Source organism: Mesorhizobium sp. Root157 (assembly GCF_001427385.1).
GTDB lineage: Bacteria > Pseudomonadota > Alphaproteobacteria > Rhizobiales > Rhizobiaceae > Mesorhizobium.
Map to the genome: position 1 here is coordinate 171886 of NZ_LMGJ01000035.1, position 18037 is coordinate 189922.

At 62.9% G+C, this 18037-nt stretch carries 16 protein-coding genes and 1 tRNA gene; 13 read left to right on the plus strand and 4 right to left on the minus strand.

The annotated features are described in order from the left end of the window. The first annotated feature begins 6 nt into the window (after window positions 1–6). Complete coding sequence (locus ASD64_RS17525) at window positions 7–738, plus strand: hypothetical protein (RefSeq protein WP_056107667.1); 732 nt, start codon at window positions 7–9, stop codon at window positions 736–738. Window positions 739–740: 2 nt separating this feature from the next. Here the strand turns inward: ASD64_RS17525 and ASD64_RS17530 are convergent, their stop codons facing one another. From ASD64_RS17530 to ASD64_RS17540, 3 genes are read right to left on the minus strand one after another with little or no spacing between them, the layout of a single operon-like run. Further along, the gene (locus ASD64_RS17530) at window positions 741–1949 is read right to left on the minus strand and encodes an ABC transporter permease (protein WP_056107578.1); all 1209 of its coding nucleotides are present in this window, start codon (window positions 1947–1949) and stop codon (window positions 741–743) included. Beyond that, window positions 1946–2662: an ABC transporter ATP-binding protein gene (locus ASD64_RS17535; protein WP_056107581.1), complete on the minus strand. Its 717-nt coding sequence runs from the start codon at window positions 2660–2662 to the stop codon at window positions 1946–1948. Before ASD64_RS17535 ends, ASD64_RS17530 begins: the two co-directional genes overlap by 4 nt. A 3-nt stretch (window positions 2663–2665) precedes the next feature. Continuing rightward, complete coding sequence (locus ASD64_RS17540; protein WP_056107585.1) at window positions 2666–3964, minus strand: efflux RND transporter periplasmic adaptor subunit; 1299 nt, start codon at window positions 3962–3964, stop codon at window positions 2666–2668. A 113-nt stretch (window positions 3965–4077) separates the two neighbouring features. Between ASD64_RS17540 and ASD64_RS17545 the strand changes: the two genes are divergently transcribed. From ASD64_RS17545 to ASD64_RS17565, 5 genes are all read left to right on the plus strand, one after another. Then, entirely contained in the window at window positions 4078–4989 is a 912-nt protein-coding gene (locus ASD64_RS17545) for a PhzF family phenazine biosynthesis protein (RefSeq protein ID WP_056107587.1), read from the plus strand. Window positions 4990–5124: 135 nt separating this feature from the next. Further along, window positions 5125–5200, plus strand: a tRNA-Lys gene (locus tag ASD64_RS17550). A 386-nt stretch (window positions 5201–5586) separates the two neighbouring features. Next, window positions 5587–5976 (plus strand): response regulator transcription factor, encoded by a 390-nt coding sequence (locus ASD64_RS17555; RefSeq protein WP_056107590.1) that lies wholly within the window; start codon window positions 5587–5589, stop codon window positions 5974–5976. A gap of 13 nt (window positions 5977–5989) precedes the next feature. Continuing rightward, on the plus strand, window positions 5990–6265 hold the full coding sequence (locus tag ASD64_RS17560) for a hypothetical protein (protein ID WP_156460204.1): 276 nt from the start codon (window positions 5990–5992) through the stop codon (window positions 6263–6265). Further along, window positions 6265–9021, plus strand: coding sequence for a sensor histidine kinase (locus tag ASD64_RS17565; RefSeq protein WP_056107670.1), 2757 nt, complete (start codon window positions 6265–6267; stop codon window positions 9019–9021). The genes ASD64_RS17560 and ASD64_RS17565 overlap by 1 nt, the downstream gene beginning before the upstream one ends. Here ASD64_RS17565 and ASD64_RS17570 read toward each other — a convergent pair. Then, entirely contained in the window at window positions 9018–10547 is a 1530-nt protein-coding gene (locus ASD64_RS17570) for a helix-turn-helix domain-containing protein (RefSeq protein ID WP_056107596.1), read from the minus strand. The genes ASD64_RS17565 and ASD64_RS17570 overlap by 4 nt on opposite strands. A gap of 161 nt (window positions 10548–10708) precedes the next feature. Between ASD64_RS17570 and ASD64_RS17575 the strand changes: the two genes are divergently transcribed. From ASD64_RS17575 to acs, 7 genes are all read left to right on the plus strand, one after another. After that, window positions 10709–12052: an ABC transporter substrate-binding protein gene (locus ASD64_RS17575; RefSeq protein WP_056107599.1), complete on the plus strand. Its 1344-nt coding sequence runs from the start codon at window positions 10709–10711 to the stop codon at window positions 12050–12052. 79 nt (window positions 12053–12131) lie between these two features. Beyond that, the gene (locus ASD64_RS17580) at window positions 12132–13160 is read left to right on the plus strand and encodes a branched-chain amino acid ABC transporter permease (protein WP_056107601.1); all 1029 of its coding nucleotides are present in this window, start codon (window positions 12132–12134) and stop codon (window positions 13158–13160) included. Between the two features lie 6 nt (window positions 13161–13166). Further along, entirely contained in the window at window positions 13167–14309 is a 1143-nt protein-coding gene (locus ASD64_RS17585; RefSeq protein WP_056107603.1) for a branched-chain amino acid ABC transporter permease, read from the plus strand. Window positions 14310–14319: 10 nt separating this feature from the next. Continuing rightward, a complete protein-coding gene (locus ASD64_RS17590) occupies window positions 14320–15093 on the plus strand; it encodes an ABC transporter ATP-binding protein (RefSeq protein ID WP_056107605.1) in 774 nt (257 codons plus the stop codon). Continuing rightward, window positions 15090–15854: an ABC transporter ATP-binding protein gene (locus ASD64_RS17595; RefSeq protein ID WP_056107608.1), complete on the plus strand. Its 765-nt coding sequence runs from the start codon at window positions 15090–15092 to the stop codon at window positions 15852–15854. The genes ASD64_RS17590 and ASD64_RS17595 overlap by 4 nt, the downstream gene beginning before the upstream one ends. A 15-nt stretch (window positions 15855–15869) precedes the next feature. Further along, a partial coding sequence (locus ASD64_RS21510; RefSeq protein WP_210171816.1) for an acetyl-coenzyme A synthetase N-terminal domain-containing protein occupies window positions 15870–16064 on the plus strand: 195 nt, incomplete at its 3' end. 12 nt (window positions 16065–16076) lie between these two features. Beyond that, window positions 16077–18037 (plus strand): acetate--CoA ligase (acs, locus tag ASD64_RS17600; RefSeq protein ID WP_056107675.1); only part of this gene is annotated, 1961 nt, incomplete at its 3' end.

Below are 18037 nucleotides of genomic sequence, written 5' to 3' on the forward strand. Positions count from 1 at the left end.
TCTGCGGTGAGTTTCGACCTGCCTCGCGATGTCATCTTGCCAGTCGAGCGGATCGACGTGCGGCTCGATTCCAAGCCGCATCCCTTCGAACGCGACCATGCGCGGGAGATCACGGCAAACTGGCAGCGCGAGTTCGCCCGCAACCCGGCGCTGTTCGACGGCACGGTGGTGCTGCTGTCGGAACTCAGCTTTCGCGAGGGACGGCTTTCAGGAGTTTGCCATCCTGTGCGCTATTCGACGTTCCTGCATTGGCGTAACAACCGTGCGGCATCGGGTGCAGCGCATGCGTTCGCCCATGCGATGCTGGTGGCAGGCGACGGCGCGCTGGTGGCGATCCGCATGGGAGCGCACACAGTCAATGCGGGCCGGGTCTACTTCGCCGCCGGCTCGTTCGAGCCGACCGATTTTTTCGACGGCCTTGTCGATGTCGACTACAACATGATCCGCGAGGTCCGTGAGGAAACCGGCCTCGACCTCGGCAAAGCCGAGCGCGACCGCAGCTACCATGTGCTGGCGATGAACAGCGGAACGGTGATCTTTCGCCGTTACCGGATGGCGGAGACCGCTGCAGAGATTGCCGGGCTCATCGAAGCCCATGTCGCGACCGAGGCCGAGCCGGAGATCGCGGGGCCGGTGATCATCCGCAGTGCAAGCGACCTTCCCGAGGGGCTGATGCCGCATATGCTGCCGCTGGTGCAATGGCACTTTGCCAATCCCGTTTCCGACCCGCAAGCCTGACGTTATTCGTGCCGAAGTGCGTCGATCGGATCAAGCCGGGCGCCGCGCAAGGCCGGGAAGAAGCCGAACACCATGCCGATCAGGGCGGAAAAACCGACAGCGAGCATGATTACGGCGGGACTTGGGACAAAGGGGATGGCAAGCGTTGCCGAAGCCAGGCCGGCCAAGGAAAGGCCAAGCAAGATACCAATAATTCCGCCGAGCAGCGACAGCACGGTCGCCTCGACCAGGAACTGGATGAGGATGTGCTTTTCCTGCGCGCCGATGGCGAGCCTGATGCCGATCTCGCGCGTTCGCTCGGTCACCGACACCAGCATGATGTTCATGATGCCGATGCCGCCGACCAGAAGACTGACGCCGGCGACAGCACCCAGCATGCCGGTCATGGTGGCCGTGGCGCTGGTCATGGTTTCCGCGATCTGGGTCATGTCGCGGATGGCGAAGTCGTCCTCGCGGTCGGGCTGGATGCGGCGCACGTCGCGCAGGATATTTTCGACGCGCGGCAGCAACTCAGTCGTGGGTGTTGCGTCATCGGCAGCGACGTAGATGTTGTCGATGTCGCGATTGCCGGCGATGCGGCGCTGGAATGCCGTGAGCGGCATCAGCACGACATTGTCCTGATCCTGCCCGAAACCGGTATAGCCTTTCGGTTCCAGCAAGCCGATGATCTTGCAAGTGGTCCTGTTGACGCGGATCAGTTCGCCGTCGGGATCGCCGGCGCCGAAGAACTGCTGGCGCACGGTTTCGCCGATGAGGCAGACGCCGGCACCGCCGCGCGTTTCGGATTCCGTGAAGGCGCGCCCGGACACGAGTTTCCAGTCGCGAGCGTCGAGGAAGGCCGCATCGGTGCCGGTGACCCCTGCGGTGAGGCTTTCCGTGCCGTAGATGACGCGGACCTGCTTTTGCGAAGCCGGCGCAATGGCGCGGGCGCCGGTGAGGCGCAGATCGAGCGCACTCAACTCCTTTTCGCCAAGCTGGCGCGTGGCCGCATCGTGGCCGCCGGGCCCCGCGGGGCGGCCGGCGCGCACGACAAGGAGGTTGGAACCCAACTTAGCGATGTCGGCCTTGACCTTTTCCGTCGTGCCAGACCCGATGGTCAGCATGGCAATGACGGCAGCGACGCCGATGACGATGCCGAGCAGGGTCAGGAACGAGCGCAAGGCGTTGCGGCGCACCGAGCGCAGGGCGAGGCGGATGGTTTCCCAGATCACGGCGCCACCGCCTGCCGGGGGTTCCGGGTGTCGGAAGCCACGTGGCCGTCGAGGAAGCCGATGGTGCGCTGTGCGTAGGTGGCGACGTCGACCTCGTGGGTCACCATGACAATGGTGAGGCCGAGGTCCACGTTGAGTTGGGTCAGCAACTCCATGATCTCGTGGCTGCGGGCGGTATCGAGGTTTCCGGTCGGCTCGTCGGCTACCACAAGGGTGGGGCGGGTGACGATGGCGCGCGCGATGGCCACGCGCTGCTGCTGGCCGCCGGACAGTTCGGCCGGCGTGTGATGCTCGCGGCCCTTGAGACCGACTTCGGCCAGCGCGTTCATGGCTAGCGCGCGGCGCTGGCCTGCCGGCACGCCACGGTAGATGAGCGGCAATTCGACGTTCTCGGCAGCGGTGGTGCGCGGCAGGAGATTGTAGCCCTGGAAGACGAAGCCGATATAGAGATTGCGCAACAGCGCGCGCCGGTTGCGGTCGAGGCGGCCGGCATCGACGCCCATGAAGGAATAGGTTCCGGCGGTCGGCGTATCGAGGCAGCCGATGACGTTCATGGAGGTCGATTTGCCGGAACCGGACGGCCCCATGATGGCGACGAACTCGCCACGGCGTATGGCAAGGTCGACACCGGCAAGGGCATGAACCTGGGCTTCGCCCTCGCCGTAGGTCTTCCAGACCTTGTCGAAGGTGATGAGCAGGGGGCCGGCTGCCATGAGCTAGCTCCGCTGCTGCTGCGCGGTGATGACCTGATCGCCCTCGGAGAGACCGGACAGGATTTCGGTCAGTTCGCCGTTGGTGGAGCCGATCTTGACGCTTACCGGCTGTGGAGCGCCGTCCTTCAGGACATAGAGCGTGCGTGAACCGTCTGCCGGAGGCTGCGCCTGCTGGCGCGACCGATTGCCGGACGGACGACCCATGCGGCCGGTGAACATGCTCAGGATGCTCCAGTTGTTGCCGCTTTGTTGAACGGTCGGCCGGTAGCGGAACGCGGCCGATGGCACGGTAAGCGCATCGTTGGCCTGCTTGGTGACGACCGTGACTGTCGCCGTCATGCCCGGGCGGAGCAGAAGCTCGTCATTGGCGACGCCCAACCTGGCATCGTAGGTGACGACGCCGTCGGTGGTGACGGAGGCATAGGAAATGTCGCGGATTTCGGCGTTGAATATGCGCTCGGGAAAGGCATCGACCGTGAAGCGCGACTGCTGGCCCGGCTTGACCGTGCCGATGTCGGCCTCGTCGATGGCGGCTTTCAGCTCCATTTTCTTGAGGTCTGCGGCGATGACGAACAGGATCGGCGCCTGCAAGGACGATGCCACGGTTTGTCCAGGATCGACGGAGCGGGTGAGCACGATGCCGTCGATGGGGGCATAGATCGTGCTCTTGGCCAGATCGGTCTGCTGCGACTTCACATCCGCCTCGGCGATGGCGAGGTTGGCTTCGGCGATGTCCATGGCGCTGCGAGACCGGTCGCGGGTTGCGGTCGCCGCCTCAAGCGCCTGGTCTGTCGCCATGCCGCGCTTGGCAAGGGCCGCGGTACGTTCCAGAGCCTTGTCGTTTTCCCGCAAGGTGACGGCGGCATCCTCGACATTGGCTTCGGCAGCCTTGGCGGATGCCTTTGCACGTTCGATCTGGGCTTCGAGCTTGGAGGTATCGAGAGCGGCCAGCACATCGCCCTTCTTCACCTCTTGGTTTTCCTCAGCCGACACGGAGCGGACGACGCCGGACAATTCGCTTGAAATGTCGACCTGGTTGAGCGGCTGCAGGGTTCCGGTTGCCGAAACCTCGACGGTGAGATCGGCACGTGTTGCAGGCTGGGCGACGTATTCGATCCTCATTGGCGCCGCGGTCAGGCGGCTATAGGCAAAGACGGCCACGGCTGCGGCGAGCAGAGCCAGCAACGCGTAGAGCCACACGCGCCGGCGCCGAACGCTGGATACGCCCTTGCGATCCAGGCCGAGGCTGGCTTCGATGGAAGCCTCCGATTCCGCTTTTGGCGGATTGACAATCTGGTCCATGCCGGACCCCTATAGCAAATGTGGCATCCCTAATTGTCACACATCAGGCCTTGGGGTCTGAAATACAAATTAATTTTCGCTCACGTTTGGCGCTTTGGCAGGGGTTTTCGGCAATGCAGGGTCGCAGCTATCTGCTCTATGATGTGTTCACGACCGAGCGGCTGACGGGCAACCCACTCGCCATCGTGCTGGACTGCGACGGTCTGGACACCAAGGCGATGCAGCGGATCGCGCGCGAATTCAACCTGTCCGAATCGGTGTTCGTGCTGCCGGCCGACAATGCGGCGCACCGCGCGCGCATCCGCATCTTCACGCCTGATTACGAGATGCCGTTCGCCGGCCATCCCACCGTGGGCAGCGCCGTTGCGCTTGCAGAACTCGGTAATTCCGGCGACGGGACGGGCATTTTCGTGCTGGAGGAAAATATCGGTCCGGTGCGCTGCGCGGTGTGGAAGGCCGAAGGGGCGACCTTCGCCGAATTCGATCTGGCGAAGCTGCCGGAAGCGATGGAGCTTTCCGCCGATGCGAAGGCGATCGGCGCAGCGCTTGGCCTGGGTCCGCACGAGGTCGGTTTCGAAAACCATCGCCCCTCTTTCTGGTCCGCAGGGGTTCCCTATGTGACCATTCCGGTCAGCGGCCTGGACGCCGCGGCCAAAGCGCGCCTGGACAACCAGGCCTGGGCGGAACTGGCGCCGCGCAAGAGCGAATGGGCCTTTGCCAGCCCCTATATCTACTGCCGCGAAACGGTGAGCCACGACAGCGCCTTTCATGTGCGCATGTTCGTTCCCGGAAACCCGTCCTACGAGGACCCGGCGACCGGTTCGGCAGCGGCCGCCTTCGCCGGCGCGATCATGCATTTCGACCAGCCGGGAGAGGGCATGTCGCGTTTCTGGATCGAGCAGGGGCTGGAAATGGGAAGGCCCTCGAAGATCCGGCTTGAACTCGAGGTGGAGCGTCGGCAACTGACCGCAGCGCGCATAGGCGGGCATGCGGTGAAGCTCGGCGAAGGCCGGATTTTCGCCTAGCAGTGCCGAAGATTGGGCCGCACGGAGACGGAATGCCAAACTACTTCGGCGATTTATCAGGAAATGATCGCGCGGGGCTAGACATGCCAGATAGCGCCGGTTATATGCGCGCCAACGCTGGTTTTTCGGCGGTGTGGGTGCGTAGCTCAGTTGGTAGAGCAGCTGACTCTTAATCAGCGGGTCACAGGTTCGATCCCTGTCGCACCCACCATCCCATTCAAGTGCTTAGCGCCATTCGACCGTCGTCATTCTTGCAGCGACGGGATATCATTTCGACAAATCTTCCTTTTCCGTTCTTGCGTTGCGTCTTTTGTCGCGATTTCCGATTTTGTTGTTCTCTTGGGGCAAGCTGTCAATCCGCTGCCGCCCCGACAGCGGACAGTTAATTTGCGCAAAGCGCAGCACTCCACACACGATCGCTAAGCGGAACGCCAGCCTAATATCTGAACAACTAGTAGGCGGCTTGATTTACCTGCCGATTTGGACTGGGATAAGGATTGATAAAAAGAAGAAGATCGGACAGCGCAAATTGTCCGGCGATGTTGATCGTATAGTGGCGCGGCAAGACCGTTCACGGCCTTGGGAGGGGCTGCTGTCATGACGGACATTCTCATTGTCGAAGATGAGCAGGCGATTTTGGAATCGCTTGAGTTCATCCTCACGCGCTGTGGCTGGTCCGTCGGCGTGGCGCGCGATGGCGAGGCCGCACTGGAGGCGGCGTTCCGTTTCCGGCCGCGCATGATCCTGCTCGACATCATGCTGCCCAAGCGCGGCGGGCTCGATGTCCTCAAGACGCTGCGTTCCAACGCGACTTTTGCTTCCACCTCCGTGGTCATGTTGACCGCGCGCGGCCAGCAATACGACCGGCAGGCGGCGATGCATCTGAAGGCGGATGGCTTTATCACCAAACCCTATGCGAATGGCGATGTGGTGGATGCGGTCCGCCGTATTCTCGACAATCAGCCGCGCCCTGTCGCCCATGCCTGACCGGCCCACTCCCTTGAAGGGGGAACAGGCTGGACGTGAGGACGTCGCGGTTCTGGTGCCCTTCTTCGGTATTGTTCTTTTGATGCCGCCGCTTCTCAACCTGTTCGAGGGCTTGCGGGCACCCTTCGGGGTGCCGCTCGAAGTGCTTTACCTGTTCGGTGTGTGGCTCCTGGTCATTGCAGGCGCTGTGCTGCTCTCGCGCCGCAAGCAGTTTCGAGAAACGACGCCCATTGCAATGCAGGAGAAGAACATGCGGCCGTCATCGGCAGATCCTCCCGGGGACGCATGATGCTTTCGCCGGATTTCGTGATCCTGACCGCCGTCGGTTATGTCGGGCTGCTGTTCCTGCTGGCTTATGTGTCGGATGCTCGCGCCAAGCGTGGAAATGCCGGTTTCCTGAGTTCGCCGGCGATCTACACGCTGTCCATTTCCGTCTACTGCACCAGTTGGACCTTCTACGGCGCCGTCGGCACCGCCGCCCGCAACGGGCTGGAATTCATGGCGATCTATATGGGACCGACGCTGGTTTTCGTCGGCTGGTGGTTCCTGCTGCGCAAATTGATCCGTATCGCCCACAGCCAGCACATCACCTCGATCGCCGACTTTCTATCCTCGCGCTTCGGCAAGTCGAGCAGGCTTGCTGTGCTGATCACGCTGATCGCGGTGGTCAGCATTACCCCCTATATCGCCTTGCAGCTCAAGGCCATCACCACCTCGATCCAGACCGTTTCAGTCGCCAAGGGAGACGGAACCGGCCATCTTGCCATGCTGGACGAGGTGACGCTGGCGTTGGCCGTGGCCATCGGCATGGCGGTATTCACCATCCTGTTCGGGACGCGCAATGTGGACGCGCGCGAACATCATCCAGGCGTGGTGGCGGCCATCGCCTTCGAGGCCGTGGTCAAGCTGCTGGCCCTGGTCGCGGTCGGCATGTTCGTCATCTTCGGCGTCAGCGACGGCATTTCCGATATCTATGCGCGCGCGGTGGAGGCGGGCGTGCGTATTCACGAGCGTGAACCTTTCGGCAGCCGCTGGGTGGCGGTGCTGTTTTTGTCCGCCTGCGCGGTCATCTGCCTGCCGCGACAGTTCCAGATCACCGTGGTGGAGAATTCCAACGAGGACCATCTGCGCACCGCCGCGTGGGCGTTTCCCTCCTACATGCTGGTCATGTGCCTGTTCACCATGCCGATCGCGCTTTATGGCCTCTCCACCATGCCGTCCGGATCGAACCCGGACATGTTCGTCCTCACGCTGCCGATGGTGACCGGCCATGACGCGCTGGCGCTTTTCGCGTTCATCGGCGGCTTCTCCAGCGCCACGTCCATGATCATCGTGGCCTCGATCGCGCTGTCGATCATGGTGTCGAACCATATCGTGGTGCCGCTGGCGCTGCGCGCCGTGCCGCTTGGCGAGGAAACGGGCGAGCGCGACATTGCCCGGCTGTTGCTGCGCAGCCGCCGCATCTCGATTGCCGGCATGCTGCTGCTCGGCTTCCTCTATTTCTGGCTGACGCAGGATTCGGATGCGCTGGCGCCCATCGGCCTGATCTCCTTCGGTGGCGTCGCCCAGTTCCTGCCTGCGATGCTTGCCGCCCTCTACTGGCGCAGGGCGACGATGAACGGCGCGCTCGCCGGCATCTCGGTCGGCTTCGTCGTCTGGGCCTGGACGCTGTTCCTGCCATCCTTCGCCTCCGTCAGCCCTTCGATGGCCGAGCTGGTTGCCAATGGACCCTGGGGCATAAGCGCCCTGCGCCCCGAGGGGCTGTTCGGCATGAAAGGCATGGACCCGCTGGTCCATTCCGTATTCTGGAGCCTGCTCGCCAACATCTCCACATTGCTGTGCGTTTCGGTGGCGACCAGCCAGAACGCGCTGGAGCGCATCCAGGCTTCGCTGTTCGTCGATGTCTTTCGCCGTTCCGCCTCGTTGCGGCCGCGCATCATCCGCGGCTCGGCCTCGACCAGCGAGCTGTTTTTCGTTGCGGAGCGGGTGCTGGGCTGGCAACGGGCGGGAGCGCTGTTCGATTCCGCCGGCGTGCCGCACCGGCAAGGCAACGCGTCGCAGGGCGTCTCCGCCAATTTCATCGCGCGATTGGAGCGGGAACTGGCCGGCTCCATCGGCTCGGCTTCCGCACATATCCTGCTCACCAAGGCCGTGGCCGGCGACTCCACTTCGCTGGAGGAGATGATGCAGATGGCCGACGAAACCCAGCAGGCGATCGAGTATTCGCATGCGCTTGAATTGAAGTCGCAGGAGCTTCACTCCACCGCCCAGCAACTGAAGGAGGCGAATGGGCTTTTGCAGGACCTTCACCGCCAGAAAGACGACTTCCTTTCGCAGGTCAGTCACGAGTTGCGCACGCCGATGACCTCGATCCGCTCCTTCGCCGAAATCCTGCGGGAACCGGAAGACCTGACCTCGGCGCAGCGGGTGCGCTTCATCGGCACCATACACAATGAAAGCGTGCGGCTGACCAGGCTGCTGGACGAGATTCTCGACCTCAGCGCCCTTGAGCATGGCGAGCGCAACTGGGAAAACGTGCCGGTCGATGCAGAGGAAATTCTGGAGCAGGCCATCGCGGTATGCGAGGCGCTGGCCAAGAAACGCTTGGTCCTGATCGAGAATGGCGCGCGCGCGGGTGACTGCCTCGTTCTGGCCGATACGGGCAGGCTGAGCCAGGTGTTCATCAACATCATCGCCAACGCCATCTCGCACAATGACTCAGAAAATCCCGTCGTGCACATTTCCTCGCGGGTCACGCTGGACGAGTATATTGTGGAGATTTCCGACAACGGCCCCGGCATTCCGCCGCAATACCACAACAAGATCTTCGAGAAATTCGTCCGTGCCGACCCGGACACGATGCGGGACTCGCAAGGGCTCGGCCTCGGCCTCAACATCAGCCACAAGATCGTCGGCAAGTTGAACGGGCGGCTCGAACTGACCAGGGGAGCGTTGCCCGGCGTTTGCTTCCGCATCACCTTGCCCGTGTGGCGGGAGGCGGAACCTACCTTGACGGCTTTGGAAGGGGTTCAGGTGAACACCTAGACCGGTATCTGCTGCCTGTGGGCGCAAGTCAGGCGTGAGCAGGGCAGGCAGGATGGGCCGACTTCGACCGGCTTGCCGCCAAGATCGACGCCGTCGCCATAGACGGTTCGGTCGGCGTGAACGACGTCGCAGGCCAGCATGATGGAAAACACCAGCGGCTTTTCGCGAAAGCTGGCGGCATGCTTGGAGACGGCCTTGGCGACCAAAAGGAAACGGCCGCCACCTGGAAATATCGATAGCTGCCGTTCCACGCCCCCGGTCGAGAAGGCATCGTAGATCGGCCACAAAAGGCACCCGTGGCCGAAACCAGGTATGGTCAGGCCGGGAAGGGGAAAGCGCTTGGTGAGGCGTCCGGAGCGGTCGGCGCGCAGGAAGCCGAAGGGCACGCCCTCGCGGCCCTTGCGGCGCAGCGTCACCAGGCGGTGCGCGGCTTGCTCGAAGCTGACGCCGGCAAGGCTGCTCAAGAGTTCGACGTCGTAGCGCCTTTCCTCGGCCATCGAGAGGAAGGCGTCATAGGGCATCATGATTGCGCCGGCGACATAGGAGGAGAGCGCGCGGCGGGCGAGAGTTTTCGCTTCGGCGGTCGAAAGGGTGAGATGCCCGGTCGCCTCGTCGAGGCTGGCGGCGGCGGCATGAGTGGCATAGGCGCGCAGCATCCAAAACAGACGCGCCGGGCGCGACATGGTTTCGGGAAAGCGCAGCAACGCCTCTTCGCCTGTGTCAGTCGGCGACGCCGAAGGTTCGCCGATACGGCAGGCGACGCCGAAACGCTTCTCCAGCGCCTCGGCGACGGCTGCTTCCTCGGTCTCGGCACCGCCCAGTTCGCGGCGCAGCTCGTCGGCAACATGCTCGAGTTTCGGGAAATGGTTCTTGTTCAAGAAGATGGCTTCGTCGACCTCCCGGATTGGCGAGAGCGGCCTCTGCCGGGCGGCGGTCTGGTCGAAATAGGCCACGAGGCTCTGGGTGGTGGGGACCAACTCCCGGGCTTGCGAATTGATGGTGGCGACGAAGCGGGCGCGCTCGGCCTCGGTCAGGTCGGGGATGTCGGCGAGGATTTCGGCGCCCGATTTGATGCCAGCGATGCGGTTGAGAATCTCATGCAGGAGTTGCGACAGCAGTGGGTCGGACTTCAGCCGGTGCTGGAGCACCTCGATTTCCATGGTGGCGTCGTCATAGGCACGGTGGAGTCGGGCCAGCGCCACTCCGGCTTCCGGAAACCGGGCGACGAGATCGCGGATCGCCGCGGCGTCGATGTCGATACCGGCCATGAGCGGCTCGGCCATCAGGTCGCCGACGGCGGCGATGGTGCGCGCCTCGCTCTCGCCCGAAAGATGCTCCAGGTCGATGCCGAGGCGTTCGCCGATACGCAAGAGCAGCTTGCCGCCGATGCTGCGCTTGTTGTTCTCGATCAGGTTGAGATAGCTGGCCGAAATCCCGAGCGAGCGCGCCAGCGCGCCTTGGGCGATGCCCGCCGCCAGGCGTTTGCGCCTTATGCGTGCGCCTATCGGGGTTCTGTGGTTCGGCATGGCTGACTCGCCGTTTTGTAAATTATTTACTAGAATAGATTTACTAAATTCGAATTTTTGACAAAAAACACATTTAATGTCAAATACTTATTGAGAAAATGACATACTGTGCCAACTTCCTGCGTGCGAAACCGTAGTCTCGGACGCATGGAGGAGATGAAATGGCTAATTTTCGGACCAGCAGGCGAAACCTGCTGAAGGGGGCAGGTGCCGGCATTGTCGCGCTCGGTACGCCGCATATTTTCACCAGGAACGCCTGGGCCAACCAGTTCTGCAACGATCCCGGCTCGGGCAAGATCGTCTTCGGCTTCAACGTGCCGCAGACCGGCACCTATGCCGAAGAAGGGCTGGAGCAGCTCAAGGGCTACGAACTGGCCATCAAGCACATCAACGGCGAAGGCGATGGCGGCCTGCTCAAGACCATGAAGCCGCTGGCGCTCAAGGGCAATGGCGTGCTCGGCCGCAAGGTCGACTACGTGACCGGCGACACCCAGACAAACACCGACGCCGCCCGCGACGGCGCGCGCCGCATGATCGAGCGCGATGGCGCCATCATGGTCACCGGCTGCGTGACCACCGGCGAGGCCGTCGCCCAGCAATCGCTGTGCCAGGAAATGGGCGTCATCTACATGTCCGGCCTGACGCATGGCAACGACACCACCGGCAAGGACAAGCGCCGCTACGGCTTCCGCCATTTCTTCAACGGCTATCAGTCGGGCGTGGCGATCGCGCCGATCCTGGCTGCCGAATATGGCAAGGAACGCCGCGCCTATCACCTGACCGCCGACTACAACTGGGGCTGGACGCAGGAAGAATCGATCAAGAACGCGACCGAGGCGCTCGGCTGGGAAACGGTGGCGGCCGTGCGCACGCCGCTCGGGCTTGGCGACTACTCCCAATATCTGACGCCGGTGCTGAACTCCGGCGCCGACCTTCTGATCCTCAACCACTATGGCCACGACATGGTCAATTCCCTGCCGCAGGCGGTGCAGTTCGGCCTGCGCGAGCGGCAGGCCAACGGCAAGAATTTCGAGATCGTCGTGCCGATGTTCTCGGAACTGATGGCCGTCGGCGCGGGTGACGCCGTGAAGGGCATCATCGGCACGCAGAACTGGAACTGGCAGTTGGACGACGAAGGCAGCAAGACCTTCACCAAGTCCTATGGCGAAGCCTATGGCGCGCCGCCATCGCAGTCGGCCCATACCGGCTATGTCCAGGCAATCCTCTATGCGGATGCGGTCGAGCGGGCAGGCACCTTCTATCCGCCGGAAGTCATCAAGGCGCTGGAAGGCTTCGAGTTCGACGGCATGGGCAACGGCCAGACGCTTTATCGCGACACCGACCACCAGTGCTTCAAGGAAGTGCTGGTCGTGCGCGGCAACGAAAGCCCGTCCAGCCGCTTCGACGTGCTGAACGTGATCGGCAAGACGCCCCGCGAGGAGGTCATCTACGATCCGTCGATCTTCGGCGGCGAACTCGGGCCTTACGAACCCAACCAGTGCTGATCTGACTGCGGTCCGGGCGGCGTTCCTGCCGCCCGGGCTGTGGCACTGCCGCGCTTTCCGCCGTCCAAAGGACACTTCCATGAATGCTTTCTTGTCCCAGTTGCTCAACGGGCTGGACAAGGGCGGCGCTTACGCGCTGATCGCCCTTGGCCTCACGCTGGTTTTCGGCACGCTCGGCGTGGTGAATTTCGCCCATGGCGCGCTGTTTATGCTCGGCTGCTTTTGTGCCGTCACCTTCCGTTATCTCATCACGCTGGAAACGGTGACGCTGGACCCCGAAAAGCTGTCCCCCTGGGGCCAGCCGGTCGAGGTCCGCACGCCGTTGGTGCAAAACTGGTTTGGCGATTTCGGCGCGGTTCTGGTCGACTATTCGGTGCCGATCTCGATCCTGCTCGCCATTCCGGCGATGCTGGTCATCGGCATCGCCATGGAGCGCGGCATCGTCAAGCATTTCTACAAGCGCAGCCATGCCGAGCAGATTCTCGTCACCTTCGGCCTGGCCATCGTCTTGCAGGAGATCGTCAAGGCTTTCTTTGGCGCCAACCCCATCCCGCAGCCCATCCCGAGCGACCTGCGGGGCGCGGCCGATATCGGCGCCTGGTTCGGCATGGCCCCGCATTTGCTGACCTATCCGTGGTGGCGGCTGATCTATCTTCTGTTCTCCGGCCTCGTGATCGGCGGCGTCTTCGCCTTCCTGCAGTTCACCACCTTCGGCATGGTCGTGCGCGCCGGCATGGCCGACCGCGAGACCGTCGGGCTGATGGGCATCGACATCGACCGGCGTTTCACCATCGTCTTCGGACTGGCGGCGGTGGTCGCAGGCGTGGCCGGCGTCATGTACACGCCGCTGCTTGCCCCCAACTACCATCTTGGCATGGATTTCCTGGTGCTGAGCTTCGTGGTCGTCGTGGTCGGCGGCATGGGCTCGCTGCCGGGGGCGGTGGCGGCCGGCTTCCTACTCGGCATATTGCAGTCCTTCGCCTCGATGACGGAGGTGAAATCGCTCATCCCCGGCATCGACCAGGTCATCATCTATCTCGTCGCAGTCGTCATCCTGCTCGTGCGTCCGCGCGGCCTGATGGGACGGCGCGGAATCATGGAGAACTGATCCGCCATGTTCTCGCTTTCTCGCAAGGACCTCCTCGCTCTCGCGATCTTCACCGTCGTGGTGCTGACAATGCCGGTCTGGCTGGCGCCCTTCGGCGCCGCCTATCCCGGCCTGATGCAGAAATTCGCGATCTACGCGATCTTCGCCATCGGCTTCAACATCCTGTTCGGTCTCACCGGCTATCTGTCTTTCGGGCACGCCGCCTTCATCGGCGTCGGCTCCTACACCACGGTATGGTCGTTCAAGCTTTTGACCATGGACATCCTGCCGGCGATGGTGCTCGCCGTCGTCGTTACCGGCGTGTTTGCGCTCGTCATCGGCTATTTCAGCCTGCGCCGCACCGGCATCTATTTTTCCATCCTGACGCTCGCCTTCGCGCAAATGAGCTATAGCCTGGCCTATTCGGTGCTGACGCCGATCACCAATGGCGAAACCGGGCTTTTGCTGGCGCGCGACGATCCGCGCTATCTCGATGCGTTGCTCGGCGCGCAGGCCAACGTCGCCGGCCTGCCGCAGCCCACCCTGCTTGGCAGTTCGGTCGCTGGCTATGCCGGATTCTATCTGTGCGCCGTGATCCTGATCTTGACCTTCTTCCTGTCGCAGAAAGTCTTCGCCTCGCCCTTCGGCATGGCGCTGCGCGGCATCAAGTCCAACCAGACGCGTATGAATTATACCGGCTTCAACACCAAGCCCTACATGCTGGCGGCCTTCGTCATCTCGGGTATGATCGCCGGCCTGGCGGGAGGGCTGTTGTCGATCACCGACCCGCTGGCGGGCGCCGAGCGCATGCGCTGGACCGAATCCGGCAACGTGGTGCTGATGACCATATTGGGCGGGGTGGGGACTTTGTTCGGGCCGGTGATAGGCGCTTGGCTGATCAAGTATTTCGAAAACATCTTCTCGGCCATCAACACCAACATGCTCAACACCGCCTTTTCCTTTCTGCCCGACGGTGTGCAGAGCTTCGTGGTGACGGTGCTGTCCAAATTCGTCGGCGAGGGCTGGCATCTGACGCTCGGCCTGATGTTCGTGCTGATCGTGGTGTTCCTGCCGGGCGGCCTGGTCGAAGGCTTCCACCGCTTCATGGCGCGCCTGAAGCGCCGTAGTGCCGCGCCCGAACGCGTTTCGTCCGTGCAGCCGGCGGAATAGGGGGAGCGACATGAACGAGACACCGCCCAACATCATCTTGCATGCGGCCGACGTTCATAAGAACTTCGGCGGCCTGCGCGCGCTCTCCGACATCGATTTGCAGATCGAGGAAGGCAAGACCCACGCCATCATCGGCCCCAATGGCGCAGGTAAGTCGACGCTGCTCAACGTCATCATCGGCCGCATCCCGCCGTCGAGCGGCGCGGTCATCTTCGACGGCACCGTACTGACCGGAAAGGCCCCCTACGAGATCAACCAACTCGGCATCTCGCGGGTGTTCCAGACGCCGGAAATCTTTCCGGAATTGCCGGTGCTGCACAATGTCATGGCGCCGGCATTTGCCCGGCGTGACGGGGCTTTCCGCGTCAACATGCTGCGCAGCGTCGGTTCCGAACGGGAAATCCGCGACGAGGCCGAGGCTATTCTCGACGATATCGGCCTGCATGGCCGCCGCGAGGACCATGCCGGCTCGCTATCGCGCGGCGACAAGCGGCGGCTGGAACTGGCCATGTGCCTGATCCAGCGCCCGCGCCTGTTGCTTCTCGACGAGCCGACGGCCGGCATGAGCCGGCACGACACCAACACCACCATCGAGCTTCTGCGCAAGATCAAGTCCACCGGCATGACCAAGGTGATCATCGAGCACGACATGCATGTGGTGTTCTCGCTGGCCGACCGGATTTCGGTGCTGGCGCAAGGGTGCATCATCGCATCGGGCCTTCCACACGAGGTCAAGGAAGACCCGCGCGTACAGGAAGCCTATCTGGGCGGGAGCGTGGAATGAGCGTCGTCACCATGAAAAGGGAAGCGATTTCGGCCGCAACCGAAGCCGATCCCGCGGATTCCTTCTTCGCCGTTCGCGATCTTCACGCCTATTACGGCGAAAGCTATATCGTGCAGGGCGTCACCCTCGACGTGAAGAAAGGCGAGATCCTGGCGCTGCTCGGCCGCAACGGCGCCGGCAAGACCTCGACCTTGCGCACCATCGCGCGCATGGATAACCCGCAATTGCGCTCCGGCGAAATCTGGCTGGAGGGCAAGCCGCTCCACACCAAGAAATCCTGGCAGGCCGCGCAGGCCGGCATCCAACTGGTGCCGGAGGACCGGCGTATCATCTCTGGCATGACGGTGGAGGAAAACCTGGTGCTGGCACAGGTGGCCCCCGGCCACGGCATGTCGATCGAGGAGCTTTACGAGCACTTCCCGCGATTGGCCGAACGGCGCAAGCAGGACGCGGTGACGATGTCCGGCGGCGAGCAGCAGATGCTGGCCGTGGCGCGCGCGCTGGCGCGCGAGGTCAAGCTTCTGTTGCTGGATGAGCCTTACGAGGGGCTGGCGCCGGTCATCGTGCAAGAGATCGAGCGCATCGTGCACGGCATCAAGGCACGCGGCATCACCACCATCATCGTGGAGCAGAATGCGGTCGCCGCGCTGCGGTTGGCCGACCGCGCCGTCATCCTCGACACCGGTGAACTGGTCTTTGCCGGTTCGGCCAAGCAGCTTCTCGAAAGCGAGGAACTGCGCAACGAATATCTGGCCATCTGACTGAGGAAGCAGGAAATGTCCGACGTTCATGTCCACCGTGTTCAAGCTGCGTGGAAGAAGGATACGCTGATCGACAACGAGACGTACCTGAAGTGGTATGGCGACAGCGTTAAGACCCCGGACAAGTTCTGGGGCAAGCACGGCAAGCGCATCGACTGGTTCAAGCCCTACACCAAGGTCAAGAACGCCTCCTTCGGCGGCAAGGTGCCGNGGAAGCAGGAAATGTCCGACGTTCATGTCCACCGTGTTCAAGCTGCGTGGAAGAAGGATACGCTGATCGACAACGAGACGTACCTGAAGTGGTATGGCGACAGCGTTAAGAACCCGGACAAGTTCTGGGGCAAGCACGGCAAGCGCATCGACTGGTTCAAGCCCTACACCAAGGTCAAGAACGCCTCCTTCGGCGGCAAGGTGCCGATCAAGTGGTTCGAGGACGGGCTGACCAACGTCTCCTACAACTGCATCGACCGCCATCTGAAGAAGCGCGGCAACCAGGTGGCGATCATCTGGGAGGGCGACAACCCCTATGACGAGAAGAAGGTCACCTACAACGAACTGCACGAGCATGTGTGCCGCTTCGCCAACGTCTTGAAGAAGCACGGCGTCAAGAAGGGCGACCGGGTCACCATCTACATGCCGATGATCCTCGAGGCGGCCTATGCGATGTTCGCCTGCACGCGCATCGGCGCGATCCACTCGGTGGTGTTCGGCGGCTTCTCGCCGGAGGCGCTGGCAGGCCGCATCGTCGACTGCAAGTCGAACTTCATCGTCACCGCCGACGAGGGCCTGCGCGCCGGCAAGCATATTCCGCTGAAGGACAACACCGACAAGGCCGTCGAGATCGCCGCCAAGGCCGGCATGAAGGTTGAAAAGGTCGTGGTGGTGCGCCGCACCGGCGGCAAGATCGACTGGTTCGAGGGCCGTGACGTGTGGCTGCACGAGGAGGCCGCTTCCGTCAAGCCGGACTGCAAGCCGGAAAAGATGAAGGCCGAAGATCCGCTGTTCATCCTCTACACGTCGGGCTCGACCGGCAAGCCCAAGGGCGTTTTGCACACCACCGGCGGCTATCTCGTCTATGTGTCGATGACCCATCAGTATGTCTTCGATTATCACGACGGCGACATCTACTGGTGCACGGCCGATGTCGGCTGGGTGACGGGCCACTCCTACATTCTCTACGGGCCGCTGGCCAACGGCGCGACGACGCTGATGTTCGAGGGCGTGCCGAATTACCCGACGCCGTCGCGCTTCTGGGAGGTGGTCGACAAGCACAAGGTCAACATCTTCTACACCGCGCCCACCGCCATCCGGGCGCTGAGGGGCGCGGGCGACGAATGGGTGAAGAAGTCCTCGCGCAAATCGCTGCGCATTCTGGGTTCGGTCGGCGAACCGATCAACCCGGAGGCCTGGGAATGGTACTTCAACGTCGTCGGCGAGAAGAAGTGCCCGGTGGTCGACACCTGGTGGCAGACCGAGAACGGCGGCATCCTGATCGCGCCGCTGCCCGGCGCCACCGACCTCAAGGCAGGTTCGGCGACCAGGCCGCTGTTCGGCGTCGTTCCCGAGATCGTCGACAATGACGGCAACACCATCGAGGGCGAAGGCTCGGGCAACCTGTGCATCAAGGAGCCGTGGCCGGGCATGATGCGCACCGTGTTCGGCGACCATGATCGGTTCGTCCAGACCTACTTCTCCACCTACAAGGGCAAGTACTTCACCGGCGACGGCTGCCGGCGCGACGCGGACGGCTATTACTGGATCACCGGCCGCGTCGACGACGTCATCAACGTGTCGGGCCACCGCATGGGCACGGCGGAGGTGGAATCGGCGCTGGTCGCGCACGACAAGGTGTCGGAAGCAGCCGTCGTCGGCTATCCGCACGACATCAAGGGACAGGGCATCTATTGCTATGTCACGCTGACCGAGGGCGAGACGCCGAGCGAGGCACTGCGCAAGGATCTGATCGCGCATGTGCGCAAGGAGATCGGCGCCATCGCCACGCCCGACAAGATCCAGTTCGCGCCGGCCCTGCCCAAAACCCGCTCGGCCAAGATCATGCGCCGCATCCTGCGCAAGATCGCCGAAGACGAGTTCAGCGCGCTTGGCGACACCTCGACCCTGGCCGACCCCACCGTCGTCGACGACCTCATCGCCAACAGGCAAAACAAGAAGGAACAGGCGCC

Bases quoted from the DNA above. Each gene is read 5' to 3' on its own strand.
- ASD64_RS17535 (WP_056107581.1), bottom strand. From the start codon at position 2,662: ATGGCAGCCGGCCCCCTGCTCATCACCTTCGACAAGGTCTGGAAGACC.
- ASD64_RS17540 (WP_056107585.1), bottom strand. From the start codon at position 3,964: ATGGACCAGATTGTCAATCCGCCAAAAGCGGAATCGGAGGCTTCCATC.
- ASD64_RS17545 (WP_056107587.1), top strand. From the start codon at position 4,078: ATGCAGGGTCGCAGCTATCTGCTCTATGATGTGTTCACGACCGAGCGG.
- ASD64_RS17555 (WP_056107590.1), top strand. From the start codon at position 5,587: ATGACGGACATTCTCATTGTCGAAGATGAGCAGGCGATTTTGGAATCG.
- ASD64_RS17565 (WP_056107670.1), top strand. From the start codon at position 6,265: ATGCTTTCGCCGGATTTCGTGATCCTGACCGCCGTCGGTTATGTCGGG.
- ASD64_RS17570 (WP_056107596.1), bottom strand. From the start codon at position 10,547: ATGCCGAACCACAGAACCCCGATAGGCGCACGCATAAGGCGCAAACGC.
- ASD64_RS17575 (WP_056107599.1), top strand. From the start codon at position 10,709: ATGGCTAATTTTCGGACCAGCAGGCGAAACCTGCTGAAGGGGGCAGGT.
- ASD64_RS17580 (WP_056107601.1), top strand. From the start codon at position 12,132: ATGAATGCTTTCTTGTCCCAGTTGCTCAACGGGCTGGACAAGGGCGGC.
- ASD64_RS17585 (WP_056107603.1), top strand. From the start codon at position 13,167: ATGTTCTCGCTTTCTCGCAAGGACCTCCTCGCTCTCGCGATCTTCACC.
- ASD64_RS17590 (WP_056107605.1), top strand. From the start codon at position 14,320: ATGAACGAGACACCGCCCAACATCATCTTGCATGCGGCCGACGTTCAT.
- ASD64_RS17595 (WP_056107608.1), top strand. From the start codon at position 15,090: ATGAGCGTCGTCACCATGAAAAGGGAAGCGATTTCGGCCGCAACCGAA.